Source organism: Bacillus sp. G16, from assembly GCF_021282335.1.
GTDB classification, from domain to species: domain Bacteria; phylum Bacillota; class Bacilli; order Bacillales; family Bacillaceae; genus Bacillus; species Bacillus inaquosorum.
Genome location: NZ_JAJSOZ010000001.1, coordinates 120,009 through 134,601 on the forward strand (window position 1 = coordinate 120,009; position 14,593 = coordinate 134,601).

The following is a 14,593-nucleotide window of genomic DNA, read 5'->3' on the forward strand; positions in this document are numbered from 1 at the left end:
TTCGATGAAGAATCTGAAAAATGAAAGCTTTATTATCCGCTGCCTGAAAGCGGCTGCATCCCCATCTGGTGTTTGCCGTTACGGGAATACATTCAGCTGGCTGCAGCTCTCCTTTCTCTTTATGTTTTTGACGGCCTCCCTGATGGCGCCGTTGACGGTTTCGTTTATGAAAATGGATCGCTTCAGTGTTACATCTTTCATGCCGTCAGCTTTTCAAAAGGTTAATGATACATTTGCTGATCAATTACAAGGTTTTCAAATCAGAAACGGAAAACTGACGGGCGGGAAGAGCTCTGATCGAATGGAAGATGGGCAGAATTTGCTGGCTGTCGATATGAAGCATGAATATCAGACAAGCGGTGAAAATGGGCGATTGAAAGTAACTGGATATGATAACGCTATCGTATTTCAATCTGATCAACTGGTGATCACCGATCAAAACGGAACGGGGTTTTCTGTTGGCTATGGGAAATTGGAGGCTGAGCTTAAGGAACCGAACGTCCATGATGTAGAGGTTTTGATCGACAAATTGTGGTTGGCACAGTATAAGCCGATGATCATGATGCTGGCATATGCGGTAATCTTTATGATCCAGCTTTTTTTAACGGCTGTTATTGCGGGTGGCATCTGGATCACAAAAATATCAAACATGATCTTTATTGCGTCATTCAAGGAAGCAGCATCTACGGCGATTTGCGCATCGGCACTGCCGGCATTCGCGGCAGCTGCTATCGGTATGGTTCATTTTGACTTGATCACTGTATTGATGATCCATTCGTGTGGCGTCACTTTGATGATCTCTTTTGCATTTAGATATTTGGCCAAAACCCGCCGTTATAATGGAAACTTACATTCGGGAGGAAATTATGATAAATCAGCGGTTATTTGAGATTGATGAATGGAAAATCAAAACAAATACATTTCAAAAGGAACATACACGGCTGCAGGAAAGCCTGACTTCTCTTGCTAACGGCTATATGGGAGTCAGAGGGAATTTTGAAGAGGGCTATTCAGGCGACAGCCACCAAGGCACATATATTGCAGGCGTGTGGTTTCCTGACAAAACGCGGGTAGGCTGGTGGAAAAACGGGTATCCGGAATATTTCGGAAAAGTGATCAATGCGATGAACTTTATAGGCATAGGTGTATATGTTGACGGTGAAAAAGTCGATCTCTATCAAAACCAAATCGAATCATTTGAGTTAGAACTCAACATGAAAGAGGGGATTCTGCGGCGAAGCGCTGTTGTCCGCATTCAGGATAAAACCGTCAGAATCAGGTCGGAGCGATTTCTTAGCCTTGCCGTAAAAGAGCTTTGTGCGATTCACTATGAAGCGGAGTGCCTGACAGAAGATGCTGTCATTACGCTTGTTCCTTACCTGGACGGAAATGTCGCAAATGAAGATTCTAACTACCAAGAACAGTTTTGGCAGGAAGAAGCAAAAGGTGCTGATCCTCACCGCGGCCATTTAGTCGCCAAAACGATCGAAAATCCATTTGGAACACCGCGCTTTACTGTTTCAGCTGCAATGGCAAACGTGACAGAGGGCTTTGTCAGTGAAAGCTCTCAAACAGCTGGAATGTATGTCGAGAATCGCTACAGTTACCAAACGAAGGCTTCTTTGAAAAAGTTTATTATTGTCACGACTTCCCGTGATGTTCGGGAGGCAGAGCTTTTATCGAAAGCCAAGGAGCTTTTGGCGGGTGTTCTTGAGAACGGATATGAAGAAGCTAAACGGAGTCACACTGAGCAATGGAAGGAAAGATGGGCAAAAGCGGACATAGAGATTAAAGGGGATGAGGAACTTCAGCAGGGGATCCGCTACAATATCTTTCAGTTATTCTCGACATATTACGGGGGCGATGCCCGTTTGAATATCGGGCCGAAAGGATTTACTGGCGAAAAATACGGAGGTGCCGCCTATTGGGATACTGAGGCATATGCTGTGCCGATGTATTTGGCTACAGCCGAGCCGGAGGTGACGAAAAACCTGCTTTTGTATCGCTATCATCATTTGGATGCAGCTAAACGGAATGCCGCCAAACTGGGGATGAAGGGGGCACTTTACCCGATGGTGACGTTCACAGGTGATGAATGCCACAACGAATGGGAGATCACCTTTGAAGAAATCCACCGCAATGGTGCGATTTGCTATGCAATCTGCAATTATGTCCAATATACAGGCGACCGTGACTATATGAAAGAATACGGGATAGACGTTCTCGTGGAAGTCAGCAGGTTTTGGGCTGACCGCGTTCACTTCTCGAAACGAAAAAACAAATATATGATCCACGGCGTCACAGGGCCGAATGAATACGAAAACAATGTCAACAACAATTGGTATACAAATGTCATTGCGGCTTGGACGTTGGAGTATACATTAGAAAATCTCGAAAGTATTTCAGCGGAAAAACGCCGCCTGCTCGATGTGCAGGAAGAAGAACTCAAGGCCTGGAGAAATATCATCCAGCACATGTACTATCCGTATAGTGAAGACCTGCAAATTTTCATTCAGCATGACACATTCTTGGACAAAGACCTGCAATCAGCGGATGAATTAGATCCAGCTGAGCGGCCTCTTTATCAGAATTGGTCATGGGACAAAATTCTCCGCTCCAATTTTATTAAGCAGGCAGATGTTCTTCAAGGCATTTATCTTTTTCATGACCGTTTTACAATGGAAGAAAAACGGCGAAACTTTGAATTTTATGAACCGATGACTGTTCATGAATCAAGCCTGTCGCCCTCTGTCCATGCGGTTCTCGCAGCCGAGCTCAAGATGGAAAAGAAAGCGCTTGAATTATATAAGCGTACAGCAAGGCTTGATCTTGACAATTACAATCATGACACGGAAGAAGGCTTGCACATTACATCAATGACGGGAAGCTGGCTCGCAATCGTTCAAGGCTTTGCAGGCATGAGCATCACGAATGAGACGCTGTCATTTGCTCCGTTTTTGCCGAAAGAATGGGACGGATATTCATTCAAAATTAATTATCGAAACAGATTAATCAATGTTACGGTTGACGAAATGGGCGCCATCTTTGAGCTTGTAAAAGGCGAGCCGCTGCACATGAAAGTTTATGATGAACCGGTTGTCCTAAACGGACGATGTGAAAGGAGAACGCCTGATGAGTGAATGGTGGAAAGAAGCAGTCGTTTATCAAATTTACCCGCGCAGTTTTTATGATTCCAATGGAGATGGATTCGGGGATTTGCAAGGCGTGATTCAAAAGCTGGATTACATCAAAAATCTCGGGGCGGATGTGATCTGGCTCTCCCCGGTGTTTGATTCCCCGCAGGATGATAACGGCTATGACATCAGCGACTATAGAAACATGTACGAAAAATTTGGGACAAATGAAGATATGTTTCAGTTAATTGATGAGGTGCATCAACGCGGAATGAAAATCATCATGGATCTGGTCGTGAACCACACGTCAGATGAGCATGCCTGGTTTGCTGAAAGCCGCAAGTCAAAGGACAATCCTTACCGGGATTATTATTTTTGGAAAGACCCTAAACCGGACGGCTCAGAGCCGAATAATTGGGGGTCAATTTTCTCAGGCCCGGCGTGGACGTTCGATGAAGGAACGGGGCAGTATTATTTGCACTACTTTTCGAAAAAGCAGCCTGATTTAAATTGGGAAAATGAAGCGGTGCGCCGGGAAGTTTATGAATTGATGAGATTTTGGATGGATAAAGGCGTTGACGGCTGGCGGATGGATGTGATCGGCTCCATTTCCAAGTACACCGATTTTCCGGACTACGAAACAGATAACAGCCGCAGCTATATCGTCGGACGTTATCATTCGAATGGCCCCCGCCTTCATGAATTTATCCAAGAGATGAACAGGGAAGTGCTTTCTCATTACGACTGCATGACGGTCGGAGAGGCAAACGGCTCTGATATTGAAGAGGCGAAAAAGTACACAGATGCAAGCAGGCAAGAGCTGAATATGATCTTTACCTTTGAACATATGGATATTGATACAGAACAAAACTCGCCAAATGGGAAATGGCAGATCAAGCCGTTTGATGTGGTTGCTTTAAAAAAGACGATGACAAGATGGCAGAACGGGTTAATGAATGTCGGCTGGAATACCCTGTATTTTGAAAACCATGATCAGCCGAGAGTTATTTCCCGCTGGGGCAATGACGGTGAGTTGCGAAAGCAGTGTGCAAAAGCATTTGCAACGGTTCTCCACGGGATGAAAGGAACACCGTTTATTTACCAGGGAGAAGAAATCGGCATGGTCAACAGTGATATGCCGCTGGAGATGTATGACGATCTTGAAATAAAAAATGCATATCGTGAACTAGTCGTCGAAAACAAAACGATGTCAGAAAAAGAGTTTTTAAAAGCTGTGGCAAAAAAAGGACGGGATCATGCGAGAACACCGATGCAATGGAATGCCGGAAAACATGCGGGATTCACAGCCGGAGACCCTTGGATAGCGGTAAATTCACGCTATCAAGATATCAATGTGGAAGAGTCCTTAGAAGATAAAGATTCGATTTTCTATTACTATCAAAAGCTCATTCAATTACGAAAGCAATATAAGATCATGGTATATGGAGATTATCAGCTGCTGCAGGAGAATAATCCGCAAATCTTTTCTTACCTCCGTGAATATCAAGGAGAAAAGCTTCTCGTCGTTGTGAATATGTCGGAAGACAAGGCTCTGTTCGAAGTGCCTCCAGAATTGATTCATGAGCATTGGAAAGTGCTTATGACGAACTATTCGCATGAGCGGGCTGACTTGAAGAGTATTTTCCTCGAACCTTATGAAGCTGTGATGGGCATTAGCATATGAAAGCGGTCATTTTTGATTTAGACGGAGTGATAACAGATACAGCTGAATATCATTTTCTCGCTTGGAAGCACATTGCAGAACAAATCGATATTCCCTTTGACAGGGGTGTGAATGAAAGCCTAAAAGGAATCAGCAGAGAAGAGTCACTTGAAAGCATACTTATCCTTGGCGGTGCGGAAACAAAGTATACAAATGCAGAGAAACAAGAACTTATGCATCAAAAAAATCAATATTATCAAACGCTGATCAGCAAATTGATGCCGAAAGATCTTTTGCCGGGAATCGGCAGGCTTCTTTGTGAGTTAAAAGGCGAAAATATAAAAATCGGGTTAGCGTCTTCAAGTCGCAATGCTCCAGAGATTTTAAAACGTTTGGAGATCATTGATGATTTTCATGCCATTGTTGACCCGACAGCTCTCGCGAACGGGAAACCTGATCCCGAAATCTTTTTAACAGCTGCAGCGCTGCTCGGTGTTTCCCCGGCTGATTGTGCGGCAATAGAAGATGCTGAAGCAGGCATTTCCGCAATCAAATCTGCCGGGATGTTTGCGGTTGGAGTCGGTCATGAACAGTCAATGCTTGGTGCTGATCTGGTTGTGAGAAACACTTGTGATTTGACGCTTGAGCTGTTGAATGAGGAATGGGAGCAGTATAGAATAAAACGTTTTTAAGAATCGTTAGAGAATGAATTCCTTCAAATGAAAAAACCTGCAAGAGACATCGCTCTTGCAGGTTGTGCAGTATTACTTTTGTTCTTCTGTGTTGCGAGTCAGGATTTTGTCAATCAGGCCGTATTCAAGCGCTTCTTCAGCAGACTTGAAGTTATCACGGTCTGTGTCGCGTTCGATCACTTCAAGCGGCTGGCCAGTACGTTCAGCAAGGACTTTGTTTAATTTGTCGCGAAGCAAGAGAATGCGTTTCGCGGCAATTTCAATTTCTGTCGCCTGACCTTGTGCACCGCCAAGAGGCTGGTGAATCATGACTTCACTGTTTGGAAGCGCATAGCGTTTGCCTTTTTCGCCTGCAGCAAGCAGGAATGCGCCCATTGATGCAGCCATACCGATACAAATTGTAGATACCTTCGGCTTAATAAACTGCATGGTATCATAGATCGCCATACCGGCTGTGATAGAGCCGCCCGGGCTGTTGATGTAAATAGAAATATCTTTTTCAGGGTCTTCTGCTTCTAAGAATAAAAGCTGTGACACGATGGAGTTCGCAACGTTGTCATCAATCGCAGATCCAAGCATGATGATACGATCCTTTAATAGACGAGAATAAATGTCATACGCTCTTTCCCCGCGGTTCGTTTGTTCAATGACTGTAGGTATTAAATTCATAATGCTCCTCCTTCACCTTTTAGGTAAGTATGTAGTTACATGATACATTTTTGGTCAATAAAGGTCAAACAAAAAGCTGGCTGGATATGCAAAGTCGTCTCTTTTTCCCATTTTCCCCAAAAATACAGGGGTTCAAACCATCATATGTCAGATTGCCAAATCAGATGATGTGTCTGTTTAAAAAAAACCGCTCTTGAAATAGAGGGTTGTTATTTGAATGGAATTATCGTATAATTAGTTGTGCTGACGTTCTTATAACGCAGTCAATATGCGCTCGTAGCTCAGTTGGATAGAGCGGTGGTTTCCGGTACCACGTCTGTCGGGGGTTCGAATCCCTCCGAGCGCGTCCAATAGAACAACAGGAAAGACAAGGGTTTGGCATTTTGCCGCTCTTGTCTTTTTTGTTTTGTTTTAAAAAATCTTTCTCATCGGAACATAAATTTTCCTCCAGCCGGGCACGTTATGAGATGTGCGATATTGAATCTGTAAGGAGGATGAACATGGGTATTTTAAGCGGAAATCCGCAAGATGAACCGATGCATTACGGTGAGGTATTCAGCTTGTGGAGTTATGTGATGGCGGGCAATAAAATGGTCGGCAATTACCAGATGTTATTGCATCATGTCGGTGATGAAGACCTGAAGAAGCTGCTTCGTGAGTCCATTGAGAAGTGCCAAGATGAAATGAAACAAGTCAGTGCGATACTGAAAGAAAACGGTGTGGCGCTCCCGCCGGCTTCTCCTGAACCGCCGGCTGCAGATCTTAAAGATATTCCGCCGGGTGCGCGGTTTCTTGATCCGGATGTGGCGGCCTCTGCGGCAGCGCAAAATGCTGCAGGTCTTGTGACATGCAGCAAAATTATGGGACAGTCAATTCGTGAGGATATTGCCATGATGTTTGGACAATTCCATATATCTAAAGCGGCAACCGGCGCAAAATACTTAAGGCTGCTAAAAAACAAAGGCTGGCTCATCCCGCCGCCGCTTCATCTTCAAAAACATCAAGACGCTTAACGGCAAGGGCATATACAGCTGTATATGCCCTTCTCTTATGATTAAGCCGTAAGACGCAGGCCGATGACCCCGGCGAGGATAAGGCAAAGGGAAATCAGCTGTGGCAGCTGAAACCGCTCCTTAAACCAGATGACGCCGACCGCCGAAACGCCAATACTGCCAATGCCGGTCCAGACGGCATAAGCGACGCCGGCAGGCAGGGCCAGCATCGCTTGTGAAAGGCAGTAAAAGGATAAGCCAAAACCAACAGTCATCACAATGATCGGCCATTTTTTTCTTGTACCGTCTATATATTTCATGGCAACGGCAGCTATAATTTCTTCAATGCCGGCAACCACTAATAAAAACCATGCCATTATTTTTCACCTCCCGGCTGTGATGTGCTTTCTTTCGTAAATAGCTTCATTCCTAAAATACCGGCCAGCAATATAACTAAAAAGAACATTTGCGCTGCTGAGAAGGATTCGCCCAAAACAATTCCGGTGATATAAGTTCCGACGGTTCCGATTCCGACAAATACAGTGTATGCCGCGGCCATCGGGATTTTTTGATAAGAGCGGATTAACAGTATAAAGCTGATTGCGATCAAGATAAAAATGATTATCCAATCTATAAGCGAATCGGCATGTTTAAGGGAGGAAGCCCAAACAACTTCTAAAAGACCTGCAATAAAAACAAGCACCCAATTCATATGAAGCACCTCTCTATTTTGTGAATGAACGTCAGTCATTTTTAAGGCATTAAAAAATGAGCGGTGTTACCCAGTCATTTTTTAAGCTGTACCTAAGCTTCGTTTTAAGAAAGTAAAGATTTCTTTTTTAAACACTTCAATATTTTCATCTTGTTCAAATCCGATATAGAATCTTTCAGCTGTGTTCTCGACCAAGTTGATAATCGTTCTGGCTGTCCATTTCGCATTGATTCCTTCAGTCACCTCATGGTTTTTAATCGCCTTATGGATGATTTTTTCGAGCCAGGAATAATAAGGCTGATAAATCGTCTCCCATTTTTCCATGGAGTGGTCGATCGCAAGCCCAGAGTAACAGAGGACGATAATATCCTTATGGCGTTCTGTAATGAGAAATGTCTCATCAATTAATATATCTAAAACGGTCCAAAAACCTTCGTCTCCATGCAGTTTTCCTTTGATTTGATCCAGGGTATGGGTGAGAAGATTTTCTGCGATTGCCGGGATGAGAGCGTTTTTAGATGAGAAATACAAATAGAACGTTCCTTGGGCAGTGCCGGCCTTTTTGACAATATCAGAAATAGAGGCTTTGTCGAGACCTTTTTCAGAAATGACTTCAATGGCGGCCTGCAGAATTTTTTCATATTTGCCCGATGTTTGTTTTGGCATAAGGAACACCTCCTGTAATGACTGACTATCATTCATTTTATCGCGAGTATGTGCATTTGTAAAGAATAAAGAAGCAAGAAAAACTCTTGCTTCTTTATTTATCATAATCAATGGCCGCTTTCGGGAGCCCTGTGTACTTTGCCCAGTAGTAAATCGCAAGTGAGCCGATGGCGACCAAAATGAGGTCGATTGGATTGCTGATGATGCCTAAACCGTGTCCGAAAGACCCGATGAAGGAAAAGATCAGCATCATGATATAAAACCCGACGAGCCACCACGCTGATTTTAACTGCTGAGCAAGGCTGACATCCTCTTGAGGCGCATATTTTCTGAAACAGAGATAGATCAAAAACATCACGAGCTGTGAACCGAGCAGCCAGGAAACGGTTGTCCATCCAGACCAGTACACGATAAACGCCGTGAAGATAAAGGAAAGCGGCCCGATAATGCTCATTCCTTTTAAATAAAACGGCCTGTTTAAGTCCTTCGCATTGACCCTCAGCGCAGCTGAAGAAATCGGTGCAATCGCATAAGAAAGAATGAGCGCGACAGAACAGACATTGACGAGCGCGTTCCACGAAGGGAAGGGAAGTGTCCAGAAAATGGACAGGGCAAACGAAAGCCAGAGTGAAGCACGGGGTGTCCCCGTTTCTTTATTCACTTTTGAAAATATGCTAAATAATGTGCCGTTACGCGCCCAGGCGTAAACGAGGCGAGACGTCGTATTCATAAAAATATTCCCGTTTCCTCCGGGAGACAGAATGGCGTCTAAAATGACAAGCGTTGCAAGCCAGCCTAAACCGAGCATGATCGCAATATCTTTAAACGGCAAGGAGAACTCCCGCCCGATTGCCGGCCAGCCATTTTTCAGCGTTTCTGTTGGGATTGCGCCAATAAAGGTGACCTGCAAAACCGTGTAAATGATGGTTGAAACGATAATGCAAATGATTAAAGCGATCGGGATATTGCGTTTTGGATTTTGCACTTCACCTGCAACAGCCACAATCGGGTGCAGGCCGAGATACGCAAACATCACGCCGCCTGTCGAAATCGCAGCCTGAATGCCTGTAAAACCAAACGGCGCAAATCCTTCAACAGATAAATTCTCAGGCTGAAAATGAAAGATCAGCACGATAATGATGGTAATCGGTACAATATATTTAAAAATTGATATGATGAAATTCGCCTTAGCGAAGGTTTTGACGCTCCAATAATTCAGCAGGAAAAACAAGCAGAGCAAGGCGAATTGCAAGATCCAGCCAGCGATGGTCGGCGAATCAGATCCTTTTATGGTCAGGCCGGGAAACCAATAGGCCACATACTGACGCACAGCCGTCACTTCAATTGAAATCAGGCTAGTGTAAGCGACAATCGTGACAAATGAAATTAAATAGCCGACAAGATGGCCATGTGAATAAACGGGGTATCGAATGATGCCACCGGTACGGGGCAGAGCGGCCCCAAGCTCCGCGTACACGAGCCCGATTAACAGAATGATGGCTCCGCCGATAATCCAGGAAAAAGCGCCGGAGGGTCCTGCTTTTGAAGCGACATTACTGACAGCGAACAGCCATGCTGACCCAAAGATGGCACCCATCCCAATCAAAATCAGATCAAACAGCGACATTGATTTTTGAAAATTTCCTTGTTTAGACATCCGCTTCCTCCTTAGAAACCAGCCTTATATTCCTTACAATGCCCAATATGTAACAGAGAATACCGCTCTAATAAAAAAACAGGTGCAGCAAGCGCCGCACCTGTTTTTTATTCATGTATCGCATCAAAATGTTTCACCGTTATATTTTTGAATGAGGCTGTGCCGCCGTCAGAATAAAGAGTAATGCCCTTATCTTCAGGTTTTGGGAATACTTCATTTGAAAAAACAGTTTTCCCGTCGCCGACAAATACTTCTATCGTTGTTTTATCGACGAGAATTTTCAAATGCGCCTTTTGTTTGCTTACATCGTAAGGAGCCTTGCTTTCGACATAGGTATTGCTTTTGTCAGGCTGATTTGTGGCCGCTCTGTTGACATACGCATAGCCGCCTTCGGCGAAAATACCGACATCAATGTGGCGCTTTTGATCTTCCGACTCTCTCAGTCTGACGCCTGCGTTTTTCAGCTCTGACCAAGAAAGATCCATATCAAGCTGGTACGTATCACCTGTGATGGACAGTGTCTTTGATCCGCTCACATCCTGATCCTCTATTTCGTCAGTTGAAACGGTCAGCTGCTCCAAAGCTTCAATCGGCTGTGAGACGAGGCTGTAGGTGCCGTCCTGCTCCTGCAGCCGGAGTTCGCGTATGACTGAATCTGTGCCGTTAAAGCCGTTCTTCATTGTCGGTGTGTTGTTGGCGTAATCCCAATTGTTCATCCAGGCAAGCGCATACCGCTTTTCTAATGGATCTGTGCTTTTGCCGTCTTCGAACGTCACGCCCCCGTACCAGTCAAAGCCGTGGTCAAGCCATTGGGCTTCGGTCTGATCCGCTGTAAATTCTTTTCCGTCGAAGCTCCCGGTCCAGTAGGCGTACGTATTTGGTTTGCCCCAAGGTTTGCCGTTCGCGCTGGCACCGAGAACCCACTTATTTGTTCCGTCACTTGCCCACATCATGTAGAGATCAGGACATTCCACAATTCCCGCTTGTTCCGTGAAGAATCCGCTTGTGTAATGCCAGTCCTTGAGATTATCGGATTCATAAAAGCCGATTTTTGTTCCTTCAGCCATGACCATTACCCATTTGTTATCCTGGTCATCCCATATGACTTTCGGGTCTCTGAAATCCTTTGTGCCCGGATTCGGCATAACAGGGTTATCACTGTAGGACTTGAATGATTTTCCTTTGTCTGTGCTGTACCACAAATGTTGCTCCTGCTTTTTGTCTTTGGCTGAAGGCTGTGTCACAATCGCAACAAGTGCATTTTTTCCGAATCCGGCTGTGTTTTCTTTATCCATCACGACAGAACCGGTCCAAATGTCACCGTCTGGGTTTGTATATTTCGGGATAGCCACGCCTTCATCGGTCCAGTGTACCAAATCCTCTGAAACGGCATGGCGCCATTCTGTGCCGTTGCCTTTTGGATAATCTTGGTTATAAAGATAGAAATAATGATACTTCCCATCAAAATAGAGCGGTTTTTGGGGATCATTTTTCCATTTGTCGGGTGCCGTAAAGTGATATGCAGCCCGGTAGTCTGGCTTATGTGTTGTTTTTGTTTTTTTGACAGGTTCTTCGTTTGGCAATAAATCGATAAACAGCAGTATTCCTGCAAAGGTGAGGAATACGGTTAGCCATTTGCCTGCTTTTTTATAGTTCATAGGGGATTCACCTTTATGATGTTGATAAGAAATAAAAGAAAATGCCAATAGGATATCGGCATTTTCTTTTGCGTTTTTATTTGTTAACTGTTAATTGTCCTTGTTCAAGGATGCTGTCTTTTACAACAGATGTTTTCTTGCCTTTGATGTTCAACAGGAAGCTTGGCGCAAACGTTGCTTGTCTGTCAGCAAAGAATCCTCTGTTTGTCATGTAGCTTGTAATCACGACATTGTTTCCTTCAGCTTGAGGCACAGCGAAGTGTGAATAAGTAAAGGTCACATCGTTAGGATCAAGATCCATTTTTAGCACGAGGCCTGTTTTGTTCAGCGGCTTGTATGGGCCAGTTAAGGAATCAGAAACATAACCAAGCATGTAAATGTCGTTAGATGTGATGCCGTCGATCGTCATTTTTGATCCGCGAGAGTCAGTGAACAGATACCATTTGCCATTCATTTTAAAGACGTTCGCGCGTTCGATTTCATCTGTAACTGTGTTAGATGCAATTAGCGGTTTCATCACTTTTTTCAGTGTGTAGTCATCGTTTAGCTCAATGATACCGAGTGCGCCGTTTGCTAATTCAGCTGTGCGTTTTTTATCGCTTTGCAGAAGTTTTTGACTTTCTTGACGGAAGAATGATGTGCTTTTGCCATAGTATGCTTTGTTAAATAAAGATTCTTCGCCTTGGTAGCCATCTTCAGTTCCAGTGTTTGCTTCAAATACTAAGTATTTGCGGCCTTTATCTTCTACGTAGTGAGGATCTCTCAGCGTATGGTTATCGCCTGAGCTGTAGTTGCCTTCATCAATGAACTGCTGTACATTTTGATACGTTTTGCCGTCACCGTCAAAGATTGATTTATAATCCTCTACACCATTGATGTTCAAAGAGCTGTCTGTTGTTGATACGTTAACCTGTGCAGTTGTCAGTGTTTGTTTACCGTAATGTTTACCCGAGAAGTCAGTGTAGAACAAACGAATTTTTCCGTCAGATGTAAATGTGGCTGAACCAGACCATTCTTGTGTTTGGTCTTTTAGGATAGAATCATTTGCATCGAATTTGTCGCTGTCTTTAAAGACGCGTCCAGCGTTTTTCCAGCTGTCAATAGATGTTTCGCCGACTTTTTGATAGAACATGTAAATGGATGTGTCATCCGCATTTTTAGGGTCACCGGCTAATGCAAAGACGATGTGGTAGCCGTGATAGTTTGCGACTGTGCCGTCAGCGTTTTGCAATGGCCAGCTGTCCCAAACGTCCAGACCTTTTGCAGAAGAGATATTTTTAATTGTGGATGGGTCGAATTCAGGTACCTGATATTTTTCATTTTTTTGCTGTTCAGGGATTTGCAGCATATCATGGCGGGTAATATGGGTAATGCCGTAAGTTTCCTTATACGGTTTTTGATTTGTTTCTTTCGCAAACGCTTGAGTCGCGCCTCCTGCCAGCAGTGCAGTAGTAAAGGTTAATACTGTTGCTTGTTTTGCAAACTTTTTGATGTTCATCGTTCATGTCTCCTTTTTTATGTACTGTGTTAGCGGTCTGCTTCGTCCAGCCCTCCTGTTTGAAGATGGCAAGTTAGTTACGCACAATAAAAAAAGACCTAAAATATGTAAGGGGTGACGCCAAAGAATACACTTTGCCCTTTACACATTTTAGGTCTTGCCTGCTTTATCAGTAACAAACCTGCGTGATTTACTTTTCGACATCATTCTATTAGACTCTCGTTTGGATTGCAACTGGTCTATTTTCCTCTTTTGTTTGATAGAAAATCATAAAAGGATTTAAAAGTTACAGGTCTAAAGAACTAATACAGATGGCTATTTCTTTTCATTCTCTGTATTTTTTATAACGCCTGATGCATGGGCATAAAGTTACCTTTTGAGTAATGATTCAGAAAATGATCATCCAGGGTGAAGCATGACTTGAAATTCATCTTGGATCAAAAGCAGTAATTCGTTTTGGGAACTTGCTGCTGTCATTTCTATTTTTGAGCACAGTCGGGCAGATCCCGTTTCAATGTCAGTAACGACCAATATAATAATGTATTGCTAGCCAACAAATGATAGAAGCGAAAGATTTTTAAGGAGGAAAAAGTCATACCGCCACGGCCATCAAAATGGATTAAGAGGAACGATCGACCGGAACCTCTTTTATCACCAAGTGTCATGCAAGGCAGAAATGGAAACACCCCAACCTCTCAACAAAACCAGTCCTTCGTACCAATTACTAACCAGCCTATTTCTGCTTTCAGAGCCACGAGCAATATGAATTTGTCAGTGGCTGCAAATGCAGCTAGCGGAGTCTTATTTCAAAATGAGCAATTTGATTTGGCGAATGAATATAACCCCGACACATCTACATTTTCACCGAGAACAGCAGGCGTATATTCTCTTAATGCAGCAGTTGAGTTTCAAGCGAATGCGAATGTTGACTTCAACTTAGAAGTCGTATTTCTCGTGAATCAAGATGTGGTAGGCGGAAATAATGAAACTCAAGCAGGGAATCTCTCGGCAGTCGTAGCCATTACGGAAATTCTTCAGTTAAACGCCGGAGACACGGTGACAGTTGCAATGAGAAGTACTGCCGCCGGAACAATTCAAGAGACTACGAGAACTCGTTTTGCAGCCGCTAGAGTTCCTTCTCTGACTTCGTAAAAAGGGGATATTTGATTCATGTAAATCTAAGCCGCTATATTAAAGTTGATTTTTCCTGTTTGAGGAATGATCAACTTTTTGTTATTTTCAAAATATTTAA

General features: G+C 43.8%; 13 protein-coding genes and 1 tRNA gene. 7 read left to right on the plus strand and 7 right to left on the minus strand.

Features of this window, described 5'->3' with window-relative positions; genetic code table 11:
- The first annotated feature begins 4 nt into the window (after window positions 1-4).
- From LWH95_RS00580 to pgmB, 4 genes are read left to right on the plus strand one after another with little or no spacing between them, the layout of a single operon-like run.
- Window positions 5-889 carry a DUF1189 domain-containing protein gene (locus LWH95_RS00580; RefSeq protein ID WP_232918745.1) on the plus strand — a complete coding sequence of 295 codons (885 nt, stop codon included), beginning with the start codon at window positions 5-7 and terminating at the stop codon, window positions 887-889.
- Complete coding sequence (locus LWH95_RS00585) at window positions 867-3,140, plus strand: glycoside hydrolase family 65 protein (protein ID WP_232918746.1); 2,274 nt, start codon at window positions 867-869, stop codon at window positions 3,138-3,140. Before LWH95_RS00580 ends, LWH95_RS00585 begins: the two co-directional genes overlap by 23 nt.
- Window positions 3,133-4,818 carry a glycoside hydrolase family 13 protein gene (locus LWH95_RS00590; protein ID WP_232918747.1) on the plus strand — a complete coding sequence of 562 codons (1,686 nt, stop codon included), beginning with the start codon at window positions 3,133-3,135 and terminating at the stop codon, window positions 4,816-4,818. Before LWH95_RS00585 ends, LWH95_RS00590 begins: the two co-directional genes overlap by 8 nt.
- Window positions 4,815-5,489: a beta-phosphoglucomutase gene (gene pgmB, locus LWH95_RS00595; RefSeq protein WP_148982544.1), complete on the plus strand. Its 675-nt coding sequence runs from the start codon at window positions 4,815-4,817 to the stop codon at window positions 5,487-5,489. The genes LWH95_RS00590 and pgmB overlap by 4 nt, the downstream gene beginning before the upstream one ends.
- Window positions 5,490-5,561: 72 nt before the next feature.
- On the opposite strand, the gene clpP is transcribed toward pgmB, so the two are convergent.
- Entirely contained in the window at window positions 5,562-6,158 is a 597-nt protein-coding gene (gene clpP / locus LWH95_RS00600; RefSeq protein WP_003219849.1) for an ATP-dependent Clp endopeptidase proteolytic subunit ClpP, read from the minus strand.
- Window positions 6,159-6,428: 270 nt separating this feature from the next.
- Here clpP and LWH95_RS00605 point away from each other — a divergent pair.
- Window positions 6,429-6,504, plus strand: a tRNA-Arg gene (locus LWH95_RS00605).
- 154 nt (window positions 6,505-6,658) lie between these two features.
- Window positions 6,659-7,171: a DUF3231 family protein gene (locus LWH95_RS00610; protein WP_019259546.1), complete on the plus strand. Its 513-nt coding sequence runs from the start codon at window positions 6,659-6,661 to the stop codon at window positions 7,169-7,171.
- Between the two features lie 41 nt (window positions 7,172-7,212).
- On the opposite strand, the gene LWH95_RS00615 is transcribed toward LWH95_RS00610, so the two are convergent.
- The 6 genes from LWH95_RS00615 to sacB form a co-directional block, all read right to left on the minus strand.
- Window positions 7,213-7,527: a DMT family transporter gene (locus tag LWH95_RS00615; protein ID WP_019259545.1), complete on the minus strand. Its 315-nt coding sequence runs from the start codon at window positions 7,525-7,527 to the stop codon at window positions 7,213-7,215.
- Window positions 7,527-7,862 (minus strand): DMT family transporter, encoded by a 336-nt coding sequence (locus LWH95_RS00620; protein WP_133485902.1) that lies wholly within the window; start codon window positions 7,860-7,862, stop codon window positions 7,527-7,529. Before LWH95_RS00620 ends, LWH95_RS00615 begins: the two co-directional genes overlap by 1 nt.
- A gap of 81 nt (window positions 7,863-7,943) precedes the next feature.
- A complete protein-coding gene (locus LWH95_RS00625; protein WP_232918748.1) occupies window positions 7,944-8,528 on the minus strand; it encodes a TetR family transcriptional regulator in 585 nt (194 codons plus the stop codon).
- 94 nt (window positions 8,529-8,622) lie between these two features.
- Entirely contained in the window at window positions 8,623-10,185 is a 1,563-nt protein-coding gene (gene aspP / locus LWH95_RS00630) for an aspartate/proton symporter AspP (RefSeq protein ID WP_119914319.1), read from the minus strand.
- Window positions 10,186-10,292: 107 nt separating this feature from the next.
- Window positions 10,293-11,843: a glycoside hydrolase family 32 protein gene (locus tag LWH95_RS00635; protein WP_232918749.1), complete on the minus strand. Its 1,551-nt coding sequence runs from the start codon at window positions 11,841-11,843 to the stop codon at window positions 10,293-10,295.
- Window positions 11,844-11,919: 76 nt separating this feature from the next.
- Entirely contained in the window at window positions 11,920-13,341 is a 1,422-nt protein-coding gene (gene sacB / locus LWH95_RS00640) for a levansucrase (protein WP_003235314.1), read from the minus strand.
- Between the two features lie 663 nt (window positions 13,342-14,004).
- On the opposite strand from sacB, the gene LWH95_RS00645 reads away from it, so the two are divergent.
- Complete coding sequence (locus tag LWH95_RS00645) at window positions 14,005-14,493, plus strand: C1q-like domain-containing protein (protein ID WP_269802247.1); 489 nt, start codon at window positions 14,005-14,007, stop codon at window positions 14,491-14,493.
- Window positions 14,494-14,593: the final 100 nt, after the last annotated feature.